This is a genomic window from Arenibacter latericius DSM 15913 (assembly GCF_000424985.1).
Taxonomy (GTDB): Bacteria; Bacteroidota; Bacteroidia; order Flavobacteriales; family Flavobacteriaceae; genus Arenibacter; species Arenibacter latericius.
Window position 1 is genome coordinate 15796 of the sequence record NZ_KE384291.1, and the last position, 25625, is coordinate 41420.

Here is a 25625-nt window from a genome sequence, read left to right on the forward strand (position 1 = left end):
AGCATATAAAGCTCCTCGCTTTCGCTAGTACAAAGTATTAAGTAGTGAGTAGTTAGATTTGTTTGTTACATACCTTTAACATCCTAACTTGATTTATTACTCCATCACTTTTATGTATAATCATTTGTAATGGTATTCCGGACTTATACTGAAATAGATTGTTGAATTAAAATTCTTGACCTTCGTTGCGACTGGCTCCCCTAAACCAAGGTACCCCGTACCTTAGTTGGGTTCGTTTCTTTTATTCATACGCTTACTTATTGATATTAACGGAATTCATGAATGCATAGCATTTGGGCGAGCAAAAATAAACCGACGTAGAAGGTTCATGAATTCCTGTAAGAAACAAATACCAATGAACTAAATGAAAGCAAGTAGTTTAGAGAAATTGATTAAAAGCACTTATGATTCAATTACAAAACTAACAACATAATGCATACCCAATATATATTATAGTATTAAGTACAAAGTAGTTAGTACAAAGTAGTTAGTAGTGAGTAGTGAGTCATTCCCTCGGGCAGGCCCGAGAACACGAACTTTAGCTAACTTAAGTTTAGGTGTCTTTTTAATAATATCCTATTTAAATAGCGAAGCATATAAAGCTCCTCGCTTTCGCTAGTACAAAGTATTAAGTAGTGAGAATTGAGTAGTGGGTATATAGTAGTGAGAAATGAGTATTGAGTTCCCTATATGCCCCTGATATAGGTTACTAAAGCAAAGAAGTTGAAAAAGTCGCTATCTCTAGAAGTATAACTCCTCTACATTTTGCTTTTAAAAAATCTATTTTATAAAAAAAGCCAACTCTATTACTAAAGTTGGCTTTTTACTGTATTAAAATATAATATTATTCTCCCATTGCTGCTGTAACAGCGGCAGATAATCTTTTATAAGTTCCATTCTGTAGACGCTCTCTAATTACAGAAAACGCTTCCAATGTTTCGGATACATCTTGCAGTGTATGACTTGCTGTAGGAATCATTCTTAGCAATATTAATCCTTTTGGAATAACAGGATATACTACAATAGAACAGAATATTCCAAAATTCTCCCTTAAGTCCTTAACCAAAGCCATTGCTTCAGGGATACTTCCGTTAAGATATACAGGCGTAACACAACTAGTAGTTGTCCCAATATCAAAACCTCTATCTTTTAAACCGTTCTGCAATGCATTTACGTTTTCCCATAATTTAGCCTTTAATTCTGGCTGGGTACGCAACATATCTAAACGTTTCAATGCCCCTTTTACATAAATCATAGGTAATGATTTAGCGAACATTTGTGAACGGAGGTTATATTTTAAGTAATCAATTATTTCAGCATCCGCGGCTAAGAAAGCCCCAATACCAGCCATAGACTTAGCAAAGGTAGCAAAGTATACATCTATACCGTCTTGTACCCCCTGCTCTTCTCCGGCACCAGCACCAGTAGCTCCTAAAGTACCAAATCCGTGAGCATCATCAACAAATAACCTAAAGTTATATTTTTCTTTTAGGGCTACAATTTCCTTAAGCTTCCCTTGTTCACCTCGCATTCCAAACACCCCTTCAGAAATTACTAAAATTCCTCCTCCAGTTTGCTCAGCCATTTTTACAGCACGTTCTAGGTTTTTCTCTAAGCTATCCATATCGTTATGCTTAAACGTAAACCTTTTACCCATGTGTAAGCGAACGCCATCTATAATACAAGCATGCGAATCAACATCATAAACTATAATATCATCTTTAGAAACTAAAGCATCAATAGCGGAAACCATTCCTTGGTATCCGAAATTTAATAAGTAAGCAGATTCCTTCTTCACGAATGCAGCTAACTCTTGCTCCAATTGCTCATGAAACTCGGTGTGTCCAGACATCATTCTAGCACCCATTGGGAAGGCAGCACCATATTCCATTGCAGCTTCTCCATCTACCTTCTTAACTTCTGGTAAATTGGCAAGTCCCAAGTAATCATTAATACTCCAAGTAATAACTTCCTTTCCTTGGAATTTCATTCTATTGGAGATAGGTCCTTCTAATTTAGGAAAGACAAAATATCCTTCTGCTTGTGAGGCCCATTTTCCTAATGGTCCTTTATTCTCAATAATTCTTTCAAATAAATCTCTCATCTAGATTGGTTTGATTGTTAATACAAAAGTATATGTTTTTAACTCACATTCATAACTCAAAAGCAACGATTGCGTTATCGTTGCTTTCTAAATTATAAAAACTATATACTTCTTATTTTATAAATTCTATTTTTATTGGCTCTTCTACATTTTTTGTATCAAAGAACCCTTGATCTGCCATCCACTGGTCGCTATATATTTTACTCATATACCTAGAGCCATGATCGGGGAAAATAACCACTACATTACTATTTTCATCAAACTCTCCTAATTCATTCAATTGCTTTACAGCTTGCATAACAGCACCACTAGTATAACCTACAAAAATCCCCTCTGTTCTAGAAATCTCACGTGCAGTATGGGCACTTTCTTCGTCAGTAACTTTTATAAACTCATCAATTACCTTAAAATTGGTAGCAGTAGGAATTAAATTTTTCCCCAAACCTTCAATACGGTATGGATAAATCTCTTTATTATCTAGCTCTCCTGTCTCATGATACTTTTTAAGTACAGAACCGTAAGCATCCACTCCAATTACTCGGATTTCTGGATTCTGTTCTTTTAGATACTTTGCAGTACCTGATATTGTACCCCCAGTACCACTACAACAAATAAAGTGAGTGATTTGTCCGTTGGTTTGCTCCCAAATTTCAGGTCCAGTAGAATGGTAATGCGCATCTGCATTAAGCTCGTTAAAATACTGATTAATGTAAATAGAGCCTTCCGTTTCCTCATGCAATCTTTTCGCTACCTCATAATAAGACCTAGGATCATCTGCACTAACGTGAGCAGGACATACATATACCCTAGCACCCATAGACCTCAACATATCTATCTTGTCTTGTGAAGATTTAGAACTCACTGCTAAAATACAGTCATATCCCTTAATAATACTAATCATAGCGATACTAAAACCAGTATTACCAGATGTCGTTTCTATTATTGTACTTCCTTCCTTTAATATCCCCTTACGTTCTGCCTCTTCAATAATATGTAGTGCAATTCTATCCTTAGCAGAATGCCCAGGATTAAAAGCTTCTACCTTGGCATAATAGTTACCAGTTAGAGGTGCAGCTACTTTATTAAGTTGAATTAATGGGGTGTTTCCTATAAGTTCTAGGAGGTTGTTATAAGCATTTATCTTATGTTCCATAGATATTTTCTAGGGTTAGAACTTATTGGCTTAGTGATTTTTCGCCAATATTTATGGCACAAAATTAAGCTTTTTTTTCGATTTTTGATTTATTTTGCTCCAAATCTAATAAAAACGCATATTCTTTTGCCACTTCACGGAGGGATTCAAAGCGCCCGGAGGCCCCACCATGACCAGCTTCCATATTAATATTAAACAATAATAAATTATTATCTTTTTTAAGTTCTCTAATTTTTGCCACCCATTTGGCTGGTTCAAAATACTGTACTTGAGAATCGTGTAATCCCGTAGTAACAAGCATATTAGGATACTCTTTCTCTACTACATTATCATAAGGAGAATATTGCTTTATATAATCATAATATTCTTTCTTATTGGGATTTCCCCACTCATCATACTCCCCTGTCGTCAATGGAATTGAATCGTCTAACATAGTAGTTAATACATCAACAAAAGGTACTGCAGAAATAACGCCATTATAAATTTCGGGAGCTAAATTAACTACTGCACCCATTAAAAGTCCACCTGCAGAGCCACCCATTGCATATAAATGGTCTGGACTAGTATATTTATTCTCTATTAGGTATTTAGAACAATCTACAAAATCGGTAAAAGTGTTCATTTTCTGAAGTAGTCTGCCGTCTTCATACCATTTCCTCCCCAAATACTCTCCTCCCCTTACATGTGAAATAGCATAGATAAACCCTCTATCTAATAAGCTTAAACGAACAGTTGAAAAATAAGGGTCTATTGTATAACCATAAGCACCATATGCATATTGTAATAGTGGACTGTTACCATCTAACTTCGTAGTTTTATGGTATACCAACGAAATAGGAACTTTAACTCCATCCGATGCTGTTGCCCAAACACGCTTAGAAATATAGTTTTCCTTATCAAATTTACCACCTAGAACTTCTTGTTCCTTTTTTATTTCACTATCCTTTGTCCGCATATTAAAGTCGATGACAGAACTAGGTGTAGTCATAGAGTTATAACCATATCTAAGGATTTCCGTATCAAAATCTGGGTTAGCGCCTACATAAGCAGTATAGGTCTCATCATTAAAAGGCAAATAGAAATTATCTGCGCCATCCCACCTCACTATTTTTATAAGGTTTAATCCATTTTTCCGCTCAGAAAGGACATAATAATCTTTAAACATTTCGATATCCTCCATGAGCACCTCATCACGATGAGGAATAAACTCTTGCCAATATTTAGCTTCCGTTTGCTCATCAGAAGTCCTCATCACCTTAAAATTAGTGGCTCCATCCTTATTGGTAAGAATATAAAAATCATTGCGATAATGGGCTATAGAATATTCTAACCCCCTTACCCGTTTAGAGAAAATTTGAAATTCATCCTCAGGGTGATCTGCATTTAAAATTTGATACTCCGATGTCATCGTACTAGAAGAGCCAATAACAATAAATTTTCGGGATTTTGTTTTATACACAAAAGTGGTGAAAGTCTCGTCCTCTTCGTGAAACACCAGTTGATCTTCTTCGGTAGGCGTACCGAGAATATGTTTGTAAATGTTGTTAGAGCGAAGGGTAACCGGATCTTTTTTAGTGTAGAATACGGTTTGGTTATCATTTGCCCAAACGGCGCCCCCGGTGGTATTTTCTATTTTATCGGGAAATAATTCTCCTGTCTCCAAATTTTTAAAACGTAGGGTATACTGTCTTCTAGATACCGTATCTATTCCAAAGACCGCCATTTTATTATTGGGACTTACAGCTAATCCTCCCAAATTAAAGTAATCAAACCCCTCAGCCATTCTATTACAGTCGACCATTATTTCTTCTGGAGCGTCCTCTTTTTTAAATCTTCTTGTAAAAATGGGGTATTCTTTTCCCACCTCAAAACGAGTAGAATACCAATATCCATTATACTTATAAGGCACAGAAGAGTCGTCTTCCTTTATACGCGCCTTCATTTCTTGGAATAACTCTTCTTTTAGGTCGTTTGTATGTGATGTAAGCGACTCGTAATAGGCATTTTCTTGTTCCAAGTATGCAATAACCTCCGGATTCTCTCTATCATTTAACCAATAATAAGGATCTACCCTAGTATCCCCATGTAGAGTAAGTTCTTTGGGTTCTTTTTTTAAACCGGGAGGTAGTAATTGCTGCTGCATAGGAATCATTTTTTAAGAAAGCGCAAAAGTACTATTTATATACTTGCTATAAGGCCAAACAAATATTAAAAATTCAACTGAAAATGTCAAAAACACACCAATTATCCCCCTTAATAAACAGTCCTAAGGAAGCAAAGGTTTAATAGAGTTAGTAATGGAATATTTCCTATTAATACAGTAACGTAACTGCTATTGATAGAGAAATGAAATCTATTTACTAATTTTGAACCTTGTTAATTTAAATAGATAATTATGTTTGGAGATATGATGGGTATGTTGGGAAAACTTAAAGAAACCCAAGAAAAAGTTCAAAAAACTAAAGAACGTTTAAACACGGTAATCATAGACGAACAATCCCCAGACGGATTGTTAAAAGTTAGCATTACAGCCAACAGAACTATAAAATCTATTGAGGTAGATGATAGTTTATTGGAAGATAAGGAACAATTAGAAGATTATTTAATCCTTACTATGAACAAGGCCATAGAAAAAGCTACTACCATCAATGAAAATGAATTAGCCGCCGTTGCAAAAGAAGGAATGCCCAATATTCCGGGTATGGATGCGTTTTTAAAGTAAACTACCTCGGGGCAAGCCCACAAGGCATTAGAAGAAAAAAAACGTGTTGATTTCGAGGCAAGCCTCGGAGCAACTTGCCTGACGGCAGTCAGGTTTAAATCTCGCTTATCGAGTAAACGCTATTAACTTAATTAGACTTCCGTCTGATGCCTTAGGGATAATCAGAAGATATCAGACGGAGATTCTAACTATATCCTTTCCGCAAAAGTGTTCAGCACTTAAAGAACACGCTTTGATACCAACCTATTATAAGATGAAACCATACCTCTTTTTTATATTACTACCTATTTTCCTCACTGCACAAACCAATAATACATCTTTGGAGCAGAAGTGGTTTACCAATTATGAAGAAGCCTTAGATGCCGCGAAGAAAACCAATAAGGATATCCTAATGTATTTTACGGGTAGTGATTGGTGTGCCCCCTGCAGAGTTCTAAAGAAAAATGTCTTGGATACTGATGACTTTGCCGAAGTAGCCACATGTTATGTACTACTCTATGTAGATATCCCTAGAAAAAAAGATAGAATCAGTCCCGAGGAAATGGAACAGAATATGGAACTGCTGTCCCACTATAATAAAAAGGGCATTTTCCCTTTAATGAGTCTTGTAGCTGCTGATAAGCAAGAAAAAGCAAGTATTTCAGGATATGGTGGTAAACCGGATGTAGAACGCTATATGCAGTTTTTACGTAAACATCGATAAATATTTATTGGTTACCCATAACTGATTATCCTTTTTAAGATGAATCTTTAAGATTGAAACTCCACTTTTATATCTCAATCACCTCATCTTCCGTAATAGCATAAATTGCATCTCCATTTTTAGGGGTTACTAAAAACTTCCCTGTAAAGGCACCAAACGCGGGTAAGGTAAGCTGATTAGGCTGCCTATAAAAACAAGGCAGGCTTAAGGATTGTCTCCCAGTCCCTCGGATTTTAATACCGGGATGAATATGTCCTGAAAAATTAAATAGCCCGTCTCTTTTCTCTGGATGATGAGTAAGAAGAAATTGATTTATAAGCAACTCCCTTTCTATTTGGATTCCCAACTTACTAAACAGTGAGGGAGATATGATATCGTGATTGCCTTTTATAAGAATAATAGTAGAAGACTGATTTTTAACCCAAGCTTCAAACATCCCCCATTCACTATTTAAGGTACTGTGAAAAAGATCGCCTAAAAAACAAATTTTATCGGGGTTAAAATAGGAAACTACCACACTTAGTCGATTAAAATTAGTTTCGATAGCCTTTTGAGGGATAGCACTACCAAATTTTCTAAAATGAGATATTTTCCCCAAGTGTACATCGGCAATCATCACCATCTTTTGGTCTGGCCAAAATATTGCTCCGCTTGGATGAAGGGTGAATAGGGTATCACCGATGGTAATTTCCATAAATAATTAATAATTTAAATTATAAAGTTACAGTTTTTCTAAACTAATGAGCATCCGTTTAATCCTGTCCGCCAATTTCTCAGAAGAGAGTTTTTCGCGCAACCTATCGGTAATTATTGGAAATGAAAATGGTGTTGGCTTGGTACATGCTTTCCAAATTATATCTTGTGATGAGATACGATCTAATGCAATTTGTAACCTTCCTTCTTCTAATTGATGCTCAAATGTTTCCGTATAGGCTTGTTGCAGTAATAAATTGCCCGGTTCATAATCTTTAAAAACACTAAAGAGTAATTGAGAACTAGATTGCAGGTGCTTGCTCTTGATTAATTTATTAGGATAGCCCGTAAAAACTAATCCTGCAATAACTGCAATATCCCTAAACTTTCGTCGCGCCATTTCAGTAGCATTAAGGCTTTTTTCCAAATCGCTTTTTAAAAATTGTGGAGAAAAGAGGTCGTTATCCAAGACTTGCTGCATATCTAGCTTCTGATCAGACAGTAGCTCAAACCCATAATCGTTAAAAGCGATAGAGAAGGTAATAGGTGTTAAAAGACTAATTCGGTAGGCCAATAAACTTCCCATTGCTTCATGAACAAACCTGCCTTCAAAAGGATAAAAAACATTATGGTACCCCTCACGTGTCTTAAAAGTTTCTATTAAAAGCTGACTTTGAGCTGGTACAATACTTTCCTTTACTTGCCTTTTAAAAATAGGCATTAAAGATTTGAGTTCCCTTGACAAGGGTTTTGCATTAATTTTCTCGAGAACATCCGGTTTATCTAAAGCATATTCCTCCCTATCATTTAGCAATTCTGCCACCGCATATAACTCTTCTCTTAGTAGCTGGCTCATTTCCGAAGAAAGGCTCATCCTTCCACCCATCCAACTAGGTACCACCGAAGCACGTTGCTTACTCTTTTTTACAAGCACCTGCATATTTTTTATTCGAAATAGCTCTAGGTTTCTACCGGCAAAAGTAAAAACATCACCTGGTTTTAATTTGGATATAAACCATTCCTCTATAGACCCAAGATACCCCCCTTTTAAAAACTTCACCGTTAACACGGCATCGCTTACAATGGTTCCTATCTGAAGCCGATGTCTCATGGCTACTCCCCTATTATTAACCTTAAATCGACCATCTTCTTCTATTTCCACTTTTTGAAATTCATCATAAGCCTGTAAACTTTGACTCCCCAAAGTGATAAAATTTAAAATCCAACCAAATTGGTCATGGGTCAGAGATTGATAGCAAAATGTAGTTATAAGCTCCTGATAAATTTCTTCTGGATAAAATCCGTCAGATACCGCTAATGTGGTTAAATATTGTACTAACACATCATAACTATTGAGGTAAGGTATTCTATCCTCCACTTTCTGAGCCTTTACCGCTTGTTGTAGTGCAGATGCCTCTATGAGTTCCATGGCGTGAGTTGGCAAGAAATAAATAACACTTTCTTTTCCGGGCTGATGTCCACTACGTCCTGCCCGCTGTATAAATCGCGCTACTCCCTTGGGGCCTCCAATTTGAATTATCGTTTCTACTGGTGCAAAATCTACCCCTAAATCCAGACTAGAGGTACACACCACTGCTTTTAAAGTAGCATCTCTAATTGCATTTTCTACCCATACCCTAGTTTTCTTATTTATACTTCCATGGTGCATTGCCATTTCACCAGCAAGCTCGGGGTGTTTTTCTAAAATTTTTTGATACCATATTTCACACTGAGAACGTGTATTCGTGAATAAAAGAGTGGTTTTACTTTTGTTTATTATAGGAATCACTTCTTCCAATAAATGTAATCCCAAATGACCACGCCATGGGAAAATTTCCATCTTTTTAGGGATGATAGACTTTACAGTTATCTTTTTTTTGATTTTTGCTTTAATCAACACGGAGTTTTCATAAGCCTTAGACCCTGTGCCTAGCAAGACCTCCCTAGCCTGATCCAGGTTTCCAATAGTAGCCGAAATCCCCCATATCCGAAGATTTGGGGCTATGCTTTTGATACGGGAAAGTGCCAACTCCATTTGAATTCCTCTTTTACTACCTAATAATTCGTGCCATTCATCCGTAACTACTGATGTTAACGAACGAAACTTTTTATCATACCCTTTAGAAGCCAATAATAATTGCAGACTTTCTGGAGTAGTGATCAATAAATTTGGTAAGGATCTGTTCTGGGCAGCACGTTCTTTTTGCGAGGTATCTCCTGTTCTAATACCTACAGTTAAAGGAACTCCAATCTCATCTACAAATCGCTCAGTAGAATTCTTAATTTCTACGGATAATGCCCTTAACGGTGTTACCCAGATCGCGAGAACTCCTTTATGAGGTTTACATTTGTAATCGGGATTATTTTTAATATAGTCTAGAACAATAGGTACCCAAAGGGCATACGTTTTACCACTACCAGTTGGCGCGTTTAAAAGACCATTTTTCCCTTGCAAATAGGCTCTCCATACCTGTTTTTGAAACGGGAATGGTTTCCATGCTTGATTTTTAAACCAAGAATCGGCAATATGGAAAAGTTCATTATTATTCATGTCGACTAATCGGGTGGGAAATCATCTTTTTTAAATCTTCCAAAGTATTGGCTTCATCCACCTTTTTATCTTGCCGCCATCTTACTATCCTAGGAAAGCGCGTTGCAACTCCGCTTTTATGACGTTTAGAAAGAGCTACTCCTTCAAAGGCAATTTCAAACACTAACTGTGGTGTAACACTACGCACTGGTCCAAATCGTTCCAGAGTATTCTTTTTAATCCAAGCATCTATTTTTCTAAATTCGGCATCTGTAAGACCAGAATAGGCTTTGGCAAAGGTGACCAATTCTTCGGACTCCGTATCCCAAAGGGCAAAAGTATAATCGGTAAATAAATTTGTTCTCCTCCCGTGACCTCGCATAGCATAAGTAAGTACTGCGTCTATACGCATCGGGTCTACCTTCCATTTCCACCAATCTCCCTTTTTACGCCCCACTCTGTAAGGAGAATTCTTATTTTTAATCATAAGACCTTCGCTCTTATATTCCCGAGCTTTAGCTCTTTCATTAGTCACCTCTTTCCAGTTATTTAGGTTGCATATTCCAGAGAGATAAATAGGCAACCCTTCCATTCGTTCCAAGTCCAACAACCCCTCCAACAATTGCCTACGCTCCCTTAGAGGTCGGTTACGGATATCTGCACCCTTCCACTCCAATAAATCATACGCTTTTAAAATTACAGGGGTATTCTTTAATAAATTATTTGATATGTTTTTTCTTCCAATGCGTTTTTGTAGGTCATTAAAGGAGCCTATTGTTTCATTAGGAAAAGCTAGAATTTCTCCATCCAAGACGGTACCGTCTGGAACAGTCCCAGGTAAACCATGAAATTCTGGGTATTTATCCGTGACCAATTCCTCTCCTCTGCTCCATACAAAAACTTCATTATTTCTAATTATGATTTGCGCCCGGATTCCGTCCCATTTATGCTCTATATACCAATCTGAGATAGCGCCTAGCTCTTCTACCGCTTCCTCTAAGGGATAGGCCAAATAAAATGGATAAGGTTTACTAACAAAATCAGATTCTCTTTGTTTAATTATAAGGTTGTGAAAAGTTGTTTTACTAGGATCCCAGTTTCCCATTAATCGGTATGCCAATATATCTTCTTCAATCTCTGTGGCTTTTGACAAGGCTCTAGTCATCAATTTTTGACTTATTCCTATCCGAAAGCTACCTGTTATCAATTTGGTAAACACAAACCTTTCGTAGTAAGAAAGCTTTGTCCAATTCTCTATAAGATAATCCTTCTTCTCCTTTTCGGGTAGTGCTTTAAGTAGGATGATTTCATCAACAAATTCGGATAAACTTTTTTCACTTGTACTTTGGGAAGAGGGAATTATTAAGGCAATAGTTTCAGCTAGATCACCCACAATATGATAAGACTCTTCAAACAACCATAAGGGGATATTCGCTAGTTCGGCTGCCCAGGATCTAATTAAAGTTGTATTTACAGGTCTAGGGGGGCGCCTATGGGAAAGAATTGCAATGGCCCATACCTTATCTTTATCCGGAGCAGCAATAAAATAATTTACTAAAGCAGCAACTTTGGCTGTAGTTTTATTGGTGCTATCTAAATCCCGAATTAAATCTGCAAATAATTTCATAGCTCCTCCTTCTCTTTTTTATCTGAGTTCACCTCGTCTATCTCACCTTCAAACTGGGTCTGCTCTGTCCTAGCATCATATCCTTGTTCTCTAAGATATCGGGAGAATATTTCTGTATATCCATGAGTGGCAATTATTTTCTCAGCTCCAGTACTTTTGATTGCTGTTAACAATTCTTCCCAATCACAATGATCAGAAAGCACAAAGCCTTTATCTACAGCCCTTCTACGGCGTGCACCTCTAAATGCCATCCATCCACTTGCTGAAGCCGTTACAAACGGTACCATTTTACGTATCCACGTACTACCATGGGCACTAGGTGGCGCCAAAACAATATTTCCCAACAAGTCCTTTTTCTTTGTTTCCCTAGTAATTAAAGTAGTGTGCGGAAATTGCACTTGCTCCCTTAAAATCTTCGTCATATTTTCAATGGCTCCATGAGTGTAGATTTTACCAATAGAAGTATCTAGGTATTTTAGTAATCGCTGGGCCTTCCCTAAAGAGTAGCCAAATAAGACAGACGTTTTGCCCTCTTCCCTATTGTTAGCCCACCATTGATTAATATTTTTAAAAACCTGCTCTTGTGGCTCCCATTTAAATGGAGGTATTCCAAAGGTACACTCCGTAATAAAAGTATGACATTTTACCGGCTCAAATGGGGTGGATATTCCATCATCCTCTAGCTTATAATCCCCCGAGAAAACCCAAACTTCCCCTTTATGCTCTACCCTAACTTGAGAGCTTCCTATAATATGTCCGGCTGGATGCAGGGAAAAGGTCACATTGTTCACCACAAATTTTTCATTGTATTCCTTTCCATGAACTACAATATCCCCTAACCGATGTTTTATAATAGGAACGTTATTTTTGTGGGTTATATATTCTTTGTTTCCCCAACGACTATGATCGGCATGTCCGTGAGTAATAATAGCACGATCTACAGGGTGCCAAGGATCTAAATACACATCTGCCTCTTTGCAGTAAATTCCATTTTCGTTAAATATTAATAAGGGTGTTTCCATAGGTTCTTTCCGATTCTTAAAGTTACAGGAAATCCCTATAAGAGCGTTTCTTATCCATTAAATGCTTAACCCGTTTCCCAGTAGTTAAGAATTAAGTATAATAGCTTAAGCCTTTAAGATGGGCTTATGAAGGAAAGCAATGAAGGCTTCTCATTGATATATTTTGTGTAACTTTATAAAAAGACATTTAACCAATGATACAGATTAAAAAAGAGTCAGATCACACCTATACCTTTGACATACAAACCAAAGAAGGACAGGCCCTTTTACACAGTGTTCCCTTTAACGACAGGGAAAAAATGGAGGAAACCATAGCTAATTTAAAAGAATGGATTAAACGACAGTCTTCGTTTGAGCGAAAAACCAATTACCACGGAAAATTCTTTTTCCTATTCAATAATAGTGATGGGAATCTAATTGGGAATTCCATGTTCTATAGTTCAGAAGCCGGGATGGAAAATGGTATTAAAAATCTTAAGAACATCATTTCCCGTTTACCCGACCCCGTAACATAAATTTATAGCTGTGGTATTATTCCCATAAAGGCATTATGCATCTTATCGGTATAATCCAAGTGGGTTACTATACGTAGTTTTCCTTGCCCCATCCCAATGATATGGATATCATTTTGTTTTAAACTATTAAGAAAATCCTCCAAGCTCCTTTGTTGCTCATCAATTTCAAAAATAACAATATTGGTTTCTGTAGGGGCAACAGATTTAATATAGGGTAATGACGCTAACAAAGTACTAATTTCTTTAGCCTTCTTATGATCTTCTGCTAACCGATCTATATGATTATCCAAGGCATAAATTCCCGCGGCAGCCAAAAATCCGGCTTGCCTCATGCCTCCACCAAAAATTTTCCTTACCCTAATTGCTCTTTGTATAGTTTCTTTACTTCCTACCAAAACAGAACCTACAGGACAACCAAGTCCCTTACTTAGACATACACTGATGGTATGAAACAACGCACCATATTGTTGAGTAGTCTCACTCTTAGCAACCAAGGCGTTCCATAAACGGGCACCATCTAAATGATATTTTAGAGAATGCTGATCACAAACCTCACGAATAGCCTTTAGCTCCTCAAAATCCCAACAAGCCCCACCACCTTTATTGGTAGTGTTTTCTATAGAAACTAAGGTTGTTAGTGGACTATGGTAAAAATCAGGTGGATTAATAGCATCTTTAACTTGGTTCGCAGTAATCATACCCCTATCTCCATCTATCAATCTACAAGACACTCCACTATTAAAACTAACCCCTCCCCCTTCATAATTATAGATATGGGAATATTTGTCACAAATTAATTGCTCTCCTGGTTGAGTTTGTAACTTAATAGCAGTCTGATTAGCCATAGTGCCACTTGGAAAAAATAAAGCCGACTCCATCCCAAACATTGAGGCAATTTTATCCTCTAATTGGTTAACACTAGGGTCTTCTTTAAACACATCATCACCCACCTCGGCAGACATCATTGCCTCTAGCATTCCTTGAGTGGGTTTGGTAACGGTATCACTGATTAGATTAATTTTCATAAAATTTATAACGAAGTAAGATATTAGTAATTAGAAATAAAGCAATCCATTCCAATGGGAGAGCCATCGGGGATTTCAGGGGTTGGAATTACCTTAAATAATTCCGGAAATTGGTAAAAATCATCGATCCTCCGAACCATTTCCTGAGCATTGGCATCACTACTCCCGGAGAATTTAGATTTTATAAATCCCAATTTCTGATTGGCAATTGCGTTTACTTGTGGATGTACCTTATCATGTGCTGCCAAATTCATTATGTGATACAGTACCCTATAATTAATATTCTTTTGAACTTCGTTTATATATCGGTCTTTATGAGACTTCTCTATGGTTTCTCTTATAGTTTCATCTAACACCTCTCCAAGACCTAAATCACTATCCTTTAAACTTTTTTGAACAATTAACCTAGAGGCTCTTTCTGGATGTAAAAGCAATTCCAAACTTAGATCTGCTGCAGTTTCTGGGGCTGAAAGCGGATCAAAAGTAACCCCAGTACGACCTTTAAAAGATTCCCTAGTACGTCCATAACCCAAACTCCTAGGAGGAAACAAGGATAACTTGTCCTTAGGAATGGCAATTTCACTTGCATCCAAGGTTTTCAACAAGGCTTTTAGGGCCAACTTCTGTGTGGTGTTAGAAATAGTTTCTACGGTGGTCTGTCCATCCCCTTTAACAGTATAATTATAATCCATGCCACCTACAAGTTTCGCAACCGCTTCTGTCTGATATCGATGAAAAAAATATAGTGGTACAAAAACATCTTCTAGAACAGCATTTGGTTCATTTTTCCGAATATTATCTATAGAAAAATTAGAGATAGCCACCTTTCTAATATTTAATAGATTCTCTAGTTCTGCAGTAACATTTTCACCATTATCCCAAAGATGGGCATACGCATGTGCTCCTCCTTTAGCCCTAGCATCTACATCTGAAATAAATTTAAGTCCCCTTTTATGACCATCTTCCAGTATTTTATTTAAGGCTTCACCTTCCTCTTCTTCAGGAAAATCGGAATAGGAATAAGCCACTGCAAGTTTGTCCCATTCTCCAATTCCCGTATCATAGGCATTGGAAATATTTACTTTACGACGTTTTAATTCCACTGCCGGATGAGGGTAATCCATTACCGATGTCATGCCATTGGCACTAGCTGCAAAATTATGGGCAAAGCCAAGAGTATGACCAATTTCATGTGCAGATAGCTGCCTAATACGTGCTAAGGCCATTTCTAACATGGGCTCATAATTATCATCTCTCTTAGCAAATGGTTTGTCTAATAAAGCCTGCGCAATTAAAAAGTCTTGACGTATTCTAAGACTTCCTAAACTTACATGTCCCTTTAGGATCTCCCCCGTCCGTGGATCTTTTATACTACTCCCATAACTCCACCCACGAGTAGACCGGTGTACCCATTGTATTACATTATATCTCACATCCATAGGATCTGCACCATCTGGCAACACTTTCACTTGGAAAGCATCTTTATATCCAATAGCTTCAAAAGCTTCGTTCCACCAACGAGCACCTTCTAATAGTGCAGCACGTACTGGCTCTGGAGTACCATTATCTAAATAGTAAATTATGGGCTCCACCGCCTCGCTAACATCTGCATTAGGGTCTTTCTTTTTTAGCCGATGTCGTGGAATATATCGTTTAAGAATAGGCTCTTGTATAGGGGTAGAATAATCATAATAGGAAAATGAATATGATCCAGACCTAGGGTCAAAGGCTCTTTTTTTAAAGTTAGTATCAGGTAGACTGATAAAAGAATGGTGTTGGGTAACCGTAACCAAACTAGAATTTGGAGTTACAGAACGAATGTGGCTTCCTTTTCCGTCTCCAGAAAAAGTTAGGATAACATCAAATTCAACATTTTCAGGAAAAGCCTTAGTACGCTCTAGATTAATAGCACTTTTAGTTTTGTCTAAGCTATAACTCCCCTGACCACTATTTTTTAAACGCTGAGTAACCCCATGTACATCCTGTAACAAAAAATTGGTTAGGTCTATAATATATGTCCCATTTCTTTCCTCCTCTATGTTAAAACCATATAATACAGACTTTGCAAAAGCTTGTTCTACGGATTCTTTTTCCAATGTATTATCTGTAAGTGCCCTAAACTTTAAGTTAGGTTGCACCAAAAGCAGTTTATTGCCTGCCTTTTTAAAGTAGACCACTTGCTCGCCCCCTAACTGACCTCTATCTAAACCAATATCATTACTACCAATCCCACTGCTTAGTGAATATACATAAAGAAATTCTTTATCTAACTCCCCTATTTCTAGGTATATTTTATCACTATTTTCATCATAAAGGAAATTAAACTTTCCTTGATATTTTTTAAAATCTTTGCTGTTTTCTGGAAGTTGAGCATTAACACATATCAATCCAAGAAACATTGCTAAGCAGACTAAAATATTATCTCTCATTTCTCCTTATGTATATTGGCTTTTAAATTTATATAAAATAGATTGTACAACCATACTTAAGTTCTATTTTTGCTCAAAACGAAGAAATATGATTAATACAGACCATTATAATAGTCTTTGGGATCGCCTTGGTGCGTTAAGGAGGTATCTTTGACATTGATGCCAAGCTTATAGAAATAGAAAACGAGCAGGAAAAAACCATGGCTCCAGATTTTTGGGACCATCCGCAAGAGGCTCAGGCTCATATGAAGTTAATCCAATCCAAGAAGCAATGGGTAGATGATTATAATCTAGCCAAGAGTTTAGTGGATGATTTAGAGATATTTATTGAATTCCTCAATGAAGAGGAAATGAGCCAGGAAGAGGTAGACAAGCATTATGAGAAAACCTTGGATGCCATAGAAAAGCTAGAATTTAAGAATATGCTTTCCTCTGAAGGAGATGAGCTTTCCGCCGTTATTCAAATTACTTCAGGTGCCGGGGGTACTGAAAGTTGTGATTGGGCCGCTATGTTAATGCGAATGTATATGATGTGGTGTGAAAAGCATGGTTATAAGATTAAGGAACTCAACTACCAAGAAGGAGACGTCGCGGGAATTAAAACGGTGAGTTTAGAAATTGATGGGGACTTTGCTTTTGGTTGGTTAAAAGGAGAGAATGGGGTGCATAGATTGGTTCGCATATCCCCTTTTGACAGTAATGCCAAAAGACATACCTCCTTTGCTTCCGTTTATGTTTACCCTATGGTGGATGATAGCATAGAGGTTGATATTAATCCGGCCGACATAGAAATCACCACAGCTAGGTCTAGCGGTGCAGGAGGACAGAATGTAAACAAAGTAGAAACAAAGGTGCAGTTAGTCCACAAACCTACTGGCATCCAGATTTCTTGTTCCGATTCACGGTCTCAACATGATAATAGGGCTACTGCGATGAAGATGCTAAAGTCTCAATTATATGAAATAGAACTACGGAAGAAAATGGAAGCGCGACAAGAAATTGAGTCGTCTAAAATGAAAATCGAATGGGGTTCACAGATTCGCAATTACGTTATGCATCCCTATAAATTGGTGAAAGACGTACGAACTAATGAAGAAACTGGCAATGTTGATGACGTAATGGACGGAGATATTGATCGTTTCCTTAAAGCTTACCTAATGCTGATGGGGCAAAAAGATGACGATTAATGCCTTTTCCAATCAATTGCTTATATTAAAGATAACTATAGTTTAAAAACAGAAATCTTAATAATTCTATTAAACTTTAAAATAAACAAATTATGATTAAAATATTCCATAACCCCAGATGTAGCAAATCTAGACAAGGTGTTGCTATTCTAACCGAATCGGGAAAGGATTTTGAGATTGTAAAATACCTTGAGGACACACCTTCTAAAGAACAACTGGAAGAGATAGTTAAAAAACTAGGTATAACCCCCATGGAGCTAGTAAGAACCAATGAAAGTATTTGGAAGGAAAACTATAAGGGGAAAGAACTTACTGATGATGAATTATTAACGGCAATGGTTGAAAATCCCAAATTAATAGAACGGCCTATTGTTATCCATAATAACAAAGCAGTAATAGGACGTCCGCCAGAAAAAATAATGGAACTGCTTTAAGCAGTTCCATTCCTTATTATATAATTATATAAACCTTTTATTTAAGCTGCCACTTATTAATCCCTCACGGATTATAGACATCAAACATCAATCTCCCCTTTTTAACAAACATTTAACCGACAACGGTTAAACCTTCATTTAATTTTGGAATCTCACTAAGCAGTAAACATTATGAAAACAAAGAAAAAGTTATATCTAAGCATTCTATTTGGGCTACTATCATTTCCTTTTTTAAGTGCACAGTACGGGTATGGTTATGGCAATGGATACGGATATGGAAGACAAAGAAACGCTATGCCACAAATGGCTGAAACTGCGAAGGAACCTGAGAATTTAACAGCGGAGCAAATTGTAGATGCGGAGATGCCAGCGATATCAGAAAAGCTAGAACTTAACGCTTTTGAAGAAGCAGTACTAAGCGCTACTTTAAAAAAATATCTACAAGAGCGTATAGAAATGCAAATCTTAAAATTGCCTCCAGAAAAAATGAGGGAAGGGTTTGAAAGAATAACAAAACAACAAGATGAAGAGCTCAAAGCCGGACTTCCAAAAGAGAAATATGAGGCATTTGTAGCACTACAAGAAAATGGCTTTAAGAAAGTAAAAAATAAAAAGAAGCGTAAAAAGAAAAAGCAAAAATCTAACAACTAACATGAGAAAACTATTTTCGGTCACTTTACTATTATTAGCGTTAACCGCCTACTCCCAAGGACCCCACGAACAAAACAGACCCGTTACAATTACCGGAACTGTTTTAGACGAAGAAACCCAAGAACCACTAGAATATGCAACCCTGGTTTTACAAAGTGTAAATGACCCCAGCAAGGTTACAGGAGGTATTACAGATGCCACTGGAAAGTTTGAGGTAGAGGCAGATCGAGGAAATTATAACCTTAGCGTAGAATATATTTCTTATAAATCCTATAAAGTTCCTAATTACTACTTAAGCGAGGATACTGACTTAGGTGTTATTCGCTTAAGCATGGATGTAGCCCAACTTGCGGAAGTTGAAGTGGTAGGTGAACGTACTACCGTAGAACTCCGACTAGATAAAAAGGTATATAATGTAGGATCAGATTTAACCGTAAAAGGAGGATCTGTTACAGATGTTTTAGGAAACGTTCCTTCTGTTTCTGTAGATGTAGAAGGTAATATTAGCCTCCGAGGAAACGAAAGTGTTCGAATTCTTATTAACGGAAAACCTTCTGCCTTATCTGGATTAAGTCCAGAAGCGCTTCAGCAATTACCATCAGACGCTATAGAAAGAGTTGAGGTAATTACCAACCCTTCCGCAAGGTATGATGCAGAAGGTACTGCAGGTATATTGAACATTATTTTAAAACAAAGTAAAACAGCCGGACTAAATGGATCTGTAAACGTATATGCAGGTCATCCTGAAAATTATGGTGGGGCGGTAAGTTTAAATTTAAGAAGAGATAATTTTAATATTTTCACCAATACCACCTACCGCTATAGAAATGGACCAGGTAATGCATTATTCAATCAAGAGAATTTTGATTCTAATGGCAATACATTAAGCTTTCAGGACGAAATAAGGGATTATCAAAGACAAGATAAAAGCTTTAACACCAATATTGGTTTCGAGTTATTCTTAGATGAAAGTAGCAGTATTACCAATTCCTTTGTATTTGGAAAATCGAACGGTGACAATACGGTGAATGTTGATTTTTTCAACTTCGATGCTGATAGAACTCCTACTATAGAAAGAAACAGATTTACTGTAGAAGACCAGTTTAGAGAAGAGGTAAAATACTCTCTAAACTATCAAAAGAAATTTGATAAAGACGGTCATGAACTAACGTTTGACTATCAGTTCTCTAAAGGTACTAATGATGAGGCCTCTCTAATTGAAGAAGTAATCCTTGGAGAGAATATTGATTTGGATACAGAAAGAACCATCAATGATGAGACTCAGGTCTCTCAATTAGTTCAAATGGACTATGTTCTACCTTTTGGTAAAGACAATCAATCGCAATTTGAAATTGGTTATAGAGGAACTTTTAGTAATAACAATACAGATTTTGATTTTGGTATACAGCAGCTAGACGGTAGCTTTCCTAGCGACCCCAATTTCAGTAACGAATTAAACTATAAGGAATACATCAATGCTGCCTATACCCAATTAGGAACTAAAATAGATAAATTTAGTATTCTAGCAGGACTTCGAGTGGAAGCTTCTGATATAGGGATAGAATTGGTTAATACTAACGAAATTACCAATAAGGATTATGTAAACTGGTTCCCCTCTGTATTTTTAGGATATGAGTTTTCTGAAACAGAACAAATTACATTAAGTTATAGTAAAAGACTTAGAAGACCTTGGTCTAGATTTATCAACCCATTTCCATCTAGATCTAGTAACACTAACTTGTTTCAAGGGAATCCCGATTTAGATCCCACCTTTACGGATGCTTACGATCTAGGATATTTAAAACGATGGGATAAAATGTCCTTTACTACATCAGGATATTATAACAGATCTACTGGTGTATTTCAATTTGTTTCTAGAGAAACCGGGGATTTTGTATCTATAGACAACCCAGATGATCCAAATAATCCAATTATAGTTCCAGTACAGGTACGTAGTCCTATTAACTTAGCGACCGAAGAACGATACGGTATGGAATTTACTACTACTTATACCCCTTTTAGAAACTGGAGGCTATCTTGGAACCTAAATGCCTTCCAAAGAGATTTAAAAGGAGATTACACTTATGTTAACAGCAACAATGAGACCATAGTCCAGAATTTTGATGCCAATGACTTCTCATGGTTCACAAGATTTAGCGCAAAATTACCATTACCAGGAAAGATCGATTTTCAGACCAACTTTTTCTATATGGGCCCATCCAAAGATGCACAGAGTACTAGAGATGGTATGTTGAGCTCCGACCTTGCTCTGAGTAAGGATATATTAAAGGATAAAGGTTCTATATCTTTAAATGTGAGTGACATTTTTAATACTAGGAAGCGTACTAGTACGACTAGAACGGAAAATGTACTTACTTATAGCGAATTTCAGTGGAGGGAGAGACAGATTACGCTGTCCTTCCAATATCGTTTTAACCAACCACAGACCCAAAAATCTAGAGATCGTAGACCAGGTACTAATGGTGGTGGCGAAGAAATGGATTTTGAAGGATAAAATTTTAAACTTTTATCTTTATTCCTAAGAGGCAACAATCTTACTAATAATTAATAAAACCTGTCTGGCCGTTAAGTTAGTCAGGTTTTTTTATTGCAATTACCGAACTGGATTTAATTCGACTTATTATTTGCATTTATTTACAAACCAATAATGAAGTTCTAGATTTGCTTTAAGCCGGTTTATACTCATTTTTCTATCCGCGAAGTAACTTGGCTAGGAAATTCCAATTATCATCTATTTGGCGATAATAGATCCCTAATCATAATAAAAAGCAATACTTGATCAATCGGATAGGAGGAACGGGATTAATTCCCGCTCCGACCTTCCACAGCACCCAGCGTACGGATCCGTACTGGGCGCTTCCTTAAGTTTTGATACTAACCTTTCGATATTGGTCTGACAGCATTACATAGCCTGCTTTTCTCAGATTTTCCGTGGTGATTGTGGTCTTAAGGATAAAACTATTAGCTGTATGCCAATAGCTTTTCCTTGTATTTGCCCATTCCCAAGCCTTGGATTTCTTAACCCCTAGCTTGATAAGATTCTTCACTCCGGTTCGTATCCGTTTCCATTGTTTCCATATCACCATCCTGATTCGTCTTCGGTACCACTCGTCTATTTTAAGAAGCAGATTCTTCATGTCTGCCAATTTGAAGTAGTTCACCCAACCAGTGATGTACTGGCGAAGGGCTTCTTTTCTTCGGGCATTACCCCAGCCATTACTACGGGATGTCAGCTCTTTTATTTTAGCTTTCATTTTGGCTACACTCTTTCGGTGTATCCGTAGCCGTCCTTCTCCTTTGCTTTTGTAAAAGGAGTATCCAAGGAATTTGACCTTCCTTATGTGGGCACTTTGGCTTTTATCCCTATTCACTTTTAAGAACAGTTTATCCTCTATAAAGTGGATCATTGAGCCCATTGTCCGTTCTGCACTGCGTTTACTTCTGCATAGTATCAGAAGGTCGTCAGCATAGCGTACAAATTTATGCTCCCTACTCTCTAGCTCTTTGTCCATTTCGTTCAACATAATGTTGCTTAAAATTGGACTTAGTGGACCTCCTTGCGGAACCCCCTCTTCACTAGTCCGTATTTTGGATCCTACTTGCACTCCCGCATTGAGATATTTATGTATCAGTGATATCACTCGACCGTCTTTTACAGTACGGGGGAGTATCTCTATCAGCTTGCTATGGTTTACCGTGTCAAAGAATTTTTCTAAATCCAAATCTACTGCATACTTGTAGCCTTCTGTGATATACGCCTGACATTTCCTTAATGCTCCGTGGGCGTTGCGCCTTGGTCTGAACCCGTAGCTATTGTCGCTAAATTGGGGTTCATACATTGGCGAGAGAACTTGGGCAATCGCTTGTTGGATACACCTATCTATAACTGTAGGGATACCCAGTTGTCGCTTTTGTCCATTGTCTTTGGGAATAAGTACCCTGCGAACAGGGTTGGGGCGGTAAGTACCCTTTAAAATGGATGCAATTAGTTTGTCCTTGTGCGTGACTAGATAATCTTTTAATGATTCGACTTCCATCTTGTCCACACCCCCAGATCCCTTATTCCGCTTTACCTGTAGGTAGGCTTTGTTAAGGTTTGAAGGGGACACAATCAGCTCTAATAGTCCATCTCCTAATTGATTAGTATCCGTGAGGTTATTTTCGGTTATCCACATGAAAGTCTGCCCTCCAACATAGCCTTCGGGTTCCGTCCTATTCTTTTGTTTAGAGGTCTTTGATTCATCAAAGATTTTCTGCGTTCTTCCTTCCATTAGGTAACTATCGGTTACTGCACATCTACTAAAGTTCAGCCCTTCCTAAATATAGTCGATACTTAGTACTATGGCATCTGCTGACTTCTGATAGCAACTGTTGTCCGTGTTTCATACTTTGTTTCCACACGTTCATGAGGTCTCCCCAGGTAAGAACGATATCTTTCATCCCATCTACCTGCTACATTTACCATATTGTCTCCGAGCAGTGTTGGACTTCGGTTTGTTGTGTAACTTTATCCAGACAACTTTGGCCTTATATGTAGTTCCTGTACGTCAGGCCAGGATTTTGCCTCCAGCTTCCTTCAGATTCCACCTCACGATGGACACCCTTGCTTTAGGCTAACACTTCCCACTGCTAGAGCGTGTTCGGGACTTACACCCTATAGATATCGCCCATGCTAGGCACACACAAAAAAAGGGAACCAATTGGCTCCCTTTTTAAAGTTTGTACACTTTATATATATTTTACTTTTCGCGAAGCGCTTTCTTTGCTTCTCGCTTCTCTTTAATTGCTTCTTGAATAGAGCCTCCAATCCAATAGGGAACTACAAAGCCCAATAAAAAAATCATCAGCCAAAAACCGATAAGTAAGATACTCGCAAAAGCTATAAACCCTAAATATTGCTCAAATGTAAACATGATGGATATGTGTTTTGTTATAACAGCACAAATATATCAAAATCTATATTATTATACCAAGAGTAGTCAATAATAATTTAAGATAGTTTTAATAATGATTTCCTTGGAGTGAATTCCTTTTGAATCCTTAACATCTTAATTAAACCAATGGTTTGAAAATTAGTTTTATACAAGTCATAACTTATTTTAAGTTATCCAGTATAAAATCTAACTTTTTATTGGTATTCTTATTTTCTTTAAAAGCAACATTAAAATGTGTACTTGGATGTGATAGCCCAAGATCTGTCCATCTTACAATGGTGTCTTCATGTTCTAAGGACACTTTTCCTGTTAGCAAGGAGTCCATAGAAAGTCCATTTTTATAACGTTGGTATATTTTTCGCAATCCACTTAAATAGAGTCGATCTTTTGTAAAACCACCTCCCCTATGCACTCTCATAGTAATTGTAAAAGCATGGTTTCTTTCCAATTTATATTGCCCATGGAGCATATCAAAAGTATCAGAAAAACTAAAGCCTTTTATTAAACTATCAGATGCTATAACTCTATATGCCAACTCTTTAAGTCTTTTTAGGCTAAGCGCCCCACCCATATACTCACTAAAAACAGCCAATCCCTCCTGGGTTTCCACATTCTTTGGGAATCCGTTGGAGAAAACTTTCAACGGCTGCGCCAACCCATTATAAGTAGTTACCAAATGTACTCCAATCTCATGATGAGCCAGAGTAAGTATTTGGTTCCTACTAAAACTAGCATTTTTTTTAATTAATAGGGATTGGGTATTGTTACTTACCATAGCATCTGCCGCTATACTTGTAGAATAGGAGACGTTTAATGGAAAATTATACTGTTCTACATACTTCTCAAAATATTGTTTTGCATCTTCAGGTGAGTATTTCTTAACCATATCTTCAGTAGTATCCTCATCTTTAAAATGAAGGATAAATCGGGCATTTTGTACATCTCTATCTGTTGGAGTACCATAAACCCTAAGAGAGTTGTAATAAAACCTTTTACCTTGCCCTATGGTTTCTATACACTGTATCATATTGGCATAATAGTAAATTACCTCCTGATAGAATTTGCGAATTTGTTTATCTTGAATTCGCTCTACTTTTTGAGAGAAAAGCTGTTGGTGCAGGGCATATGGCTCAAACTGAAGTTTTTTATATTTAAAAACAGGGGCATCAGTATATTTAGATGCAAAAAAGCGCTGCTTTTCCTTTTCAATATTTTGCGGATTTAGATAAGTGAGAAGCTCTATCTTTTTCACTAGTCGGTCTAAGTTCGCATCAATTTCAAAAACATGTGGATACTGTTGAATCAACTGCTTTGGAATTCCTTCCTTTACTACCATACGTATAACAAATTATCAAATTTTAAAGGCATATCTTCTAATTCCCCTTTCGGTATTGTAATAGCCTTAAATGTCCCTTGGAGGAGAGCATAAAATATTATCTTAAGCATCATCTCATCATCACCTATTGTAATAAAAGCCTTACAGATCAACATATCATCCATAAGTTATAGCATACTGATTCTTGTAATGGGAAGCTTTGGTTAACCCGGATAATTCATGGGTATATAGTAAAATTGGGTGTAAAGTGTTATATTTAAAGAGCTTACAGGCATCTTTACTAACACTAAAATCACCCAATTTTGAGTACTAAAAATACAGTTTTCTACCGAGGTAAAAAATCAATTTCCGTAGATTTTTCTGCAGAAGAAATAAGTTCTGATGGTTCTCTGGTTTTACTGGAGAAAATAGAGCGGGAACACAAGTTAATCAGGTATTTCAGTCAATTTATTCCAGATAGTCGCAATCCCATCTTAGTCACCCATACGATAGAGAAACTTTTAAAGCAACGCGTATTTATGCTGATGCAGGGATATGAG

The 25625-nt window shown here is 37.1% G+C and carries 20 protein-coding genes; 8 read left to right on the forward strand and 12 right to left on the reverse strand.

All coding sequences use genetic code 11. From position 1 onward, the window contains the following. Window positions 1-844: 844 nt before the first annotated feature. From H344_RS0119190 to H344_RS20890, 3 genes are all read right to left on the reverse strand, one after another. Entirely contained in the window at window positions 845-2104 is a 1260-nt protein-coding gene (locus tag H344_RS0119190) for an aminotransferase class I/II-fold pyridoxal phosphate-dependent enzyme (RefSeq protein WP_026811744.1), read from the reverse strand. 112 nt (window positions 2105-2216) lie between these two features. After that, window positions 2217-3257 (reverse strand): PLP-dependent cysteine synthase family protein, encoded by a 1041-nt coding sequence (locus H344_RS0119195; protein ID WP_026811745.1) that lies wholly within the window; start codon window positions 3255-3257, stop codon window positions 2217-2219. Window positions 3258-3321: 64 nt separating this feature from the next. Next, window positions 3322-5400, reverse strand: a complete 2079-nt coding sequence (locus H344_RS20890) for a S9 family peptidase (protein ID WP_034257038.1) — start codon at window positions 5398-5400, stop codon at window positions 3322-3324. A 252-nt stretch (window positions 5401-5652) separates the two neighbouring features. On the opposite strand from H344_RS20890, the gene H344_RS0119205 reads away from it, so the two are divergent. Continuing rightward, window positions 5653-5979, forward strand: a complete 327-nt coding sequence (locus H344_RS0119205; RefSeq protein WP_026811746.1) for a YbaB/EbfC family nucleoid-associated protein — start codon at window positions 5653-5655, stop codon at window positions 5977-5979. A gap of 253 nt (window positions 5980-6232) precedes the next feature. Next, complete coding sequence (locus tag H344_RS0119210) at window positions 6233-6682, forward strand: thioredoxin family protein (protein WP_026811747.1); 450 nt, start codon at window positions 6233-6235, stop codon at window positions 6680-6682. A gap of 67 nt (window positions 6683-6749) precedes the next feature. Here H344_RS0119210 and pdeM read toward each other — a convergent pair whose 3' ends face one another. Genes pdeM through H344_RS0119230 form a run of 4 tightly spaced genes read right to left on the reverse strand, consistent with a single transcriptional unit; the run spans window position 6750 to window position 12554 of the window. After that, a complete protein-coding gene (gene pdeM, locus H344_RS0119215) occupies window positions 6750-7376 on the reverse strand; it encodes a ligase-associated DNA damage response endonuclease PdeM (RefSeq protein ID WP_026811748.1) in 627 nt (208 codons plus the stop codon). A 27-nt stretch (window positions 7377-7403) separates the two neighbouring features. Then, window positions 7404-9926, reverse strand: a complete 2523-nt coding sequence (locus H344_RS0119220) for a ligase-associated DNA damage response DEXH box helicase (RefSeq protein ID WP_026811749.1) — start codon at window positions 9924-9926, stop codon at window positions 7404-7406. Continuing rightward, on the reverse strand, window positions 9919-11532 hold the full coding sequence (locus tag H344_RS0119225) for an ATP-dependent DNA ligase (protein WP_026811750.1): 1614 nt from the start codon (window positions 11530-11532) through the stop codon (window positions 9919-9921). Before H344_RS0119225 ends, H344_RS0119220 begins: the two co-directional genes overlap by 8 nt. Continuing rightward, entirely contained in the window at window positions 11529-12554 is a 1026-nt protein-coding gene (locus H344_RS0119230) for a ligase-associated DNA damage response exonuclease (RefSeq protein WP_026811751.1), read from the reverse strand. Before H344_RS0119230 ends, H344_RS0119225 begins: the two co-directional genes overlap by 4 nt. A 194-nt stretch (window positions 12555-12748) precedes the next feature. Here H344_RS0119230 and H344_RS20895 point away from each other — a divergent pair, with 194 nt between their 5' ends. Continuing rightward, complete coding sequence (locus H344_RS20895) at window positions 12749-13069, forward strand: YegP family protein (RefSeq protein ID WP_051254411.1); 321 nt, start codon at window positions 12749-12751, stop codon at window positions 13067-13069. Window positions 13070-13071: 2 nt separating this feature from the next. On the opposite strand, the gene H344_RS0119240 is transcribed toward H344_RS20895, so the two are convergent. Continuing rightward, entirely contained in the window at window positions 13072-14094 is a 1023-nt protein-coding gene (locus H344_RS0119240) for a threonine aldolase family protein (protein WP_026811752.1), read from the reverse strand. Window positions 14095-14117: 23 nt separating this feature from the next. Continuing rightward, complete coding sequence (locus H344_RS0119245) at window positions 14118-16523, reverse strand: zinc-dependent metalloprotease (RefSeq protein WP_026811753.1); 2406 nt, start codon at window positions 16521-16523, stop codon at window positions 14118-14120. Between the two features lie 88 nt (window positions 16524-16611). Between H344_RS0119245 and prfB the strand changes: the two genes are divergently transcribed. From prfB to H344_RS0119265, 4 genes are all read left to right on the forward strand, one after another. Continuing rightward, a protein-coding gene (gene prfB / locus H344_RS0119250) for a peptide chain release factor 2 (RefSeq protein ID WP_157378403.1) occupies window positions 16612-17710 on the forward strand; the annotation gives its coding sequence in 2 pieces (ribosomal slippage) (window positions 16612-16674 and window positions 16676-17710; 1098 coding nt in all). 92 nt (window positions 17711-17802) lie between these two features. Then, the gene (gene arsC / locus H344_RS0119255; RefSeq protein ID WP_026811755.1) at window positions 17803-18144 is read left to right on the forward strand and encodes an arsenate reductase (glutaredoxin); all 342 of its coding nucleotides are present in this window, start codon (window positions 17803-17805) and stop codon (window positions 18142-18144) included. Window positions 18145-18315: 171 nt separating this feature from the next. Continuing rightward, complete coding sequence (locus tag H344_RS0119260; RefSeq protein WP_026811756.1) at window positions 18316-18795, forward strand: hypothetical protein; 480 nt, start codon at window positions 18316-18318, stop codon at window positions 18793-18795. A 1-nt stretch (window position 18796) separates the two neighbouring features. Next, complete coding sequence (locus H344_RS0119265; protein WP_026811757.1) at window positions 18797-21310, forward strand: outer membrane beta-barrel family protein; 2514 nt, start codon at window positions 18797-18799, stop codon at window positions 21308-21310. Between the two features lie 367 nt (window positions 21311-21677). Here H344_RS0119265 and ltrA read toward each other — a convergent pair whose 3' ends face one another. The 3 genes from ltrA to H344_RS0119280 all read right to left on the reverse strand — a co-directional run bounded on the left by ltrA (window position 21678) and on the right by H344_RS0119280 (window position 25086). Further along, on the reverse strand, window positions 21678-23087 hold the full coding sequence (ltrA, locus tag H344_RS0119270) for a group II intron reverse transcriptase/maturase (protein ID WP_026811758.1): 1410 nt from the start codon (window positions 23085-23087) through the stop codon (window positions 21678-21680). A gap of 468 nt (window positions 23088-23555) precedes the next feature. Continuing rightward, the gene (locus H344_RS21950) at window positions 23556-23729 is read right to left on the reverse strand and encodes a hypothetical protein (protein ID WP_169514997.1); all 174 of its coding nucleotides are present in this window, start codon (window positions 23727-23729) and stop codon (window positions 23556-23558) included. 181 nt (window positions 23730-23910) lie between these two features. After that, window positions 23911-25086, reverse strand: coding sequence for a flavohemoglobin expression-modulating QEGLA motif protein (locus tag H344_RS0119280; protein WP_051254412.1), 1176 nt, complete (start codon window positions 25084-25086; stop codon window positions 23911-23913). Window positions 25087-25388: 302 nt separating this feature from the next. Between H344_RS0119280 and H344_RS21615 the strand changes: the two genes are divergently transcribed. Further along, window positions 25389-25625, forward strand: a 237-nt coding sequence (locus H344_RS21615; RefSeq protein WP_205667124.1) for a transposase, incomplete at its 3' end; no start/stop codon positions are given.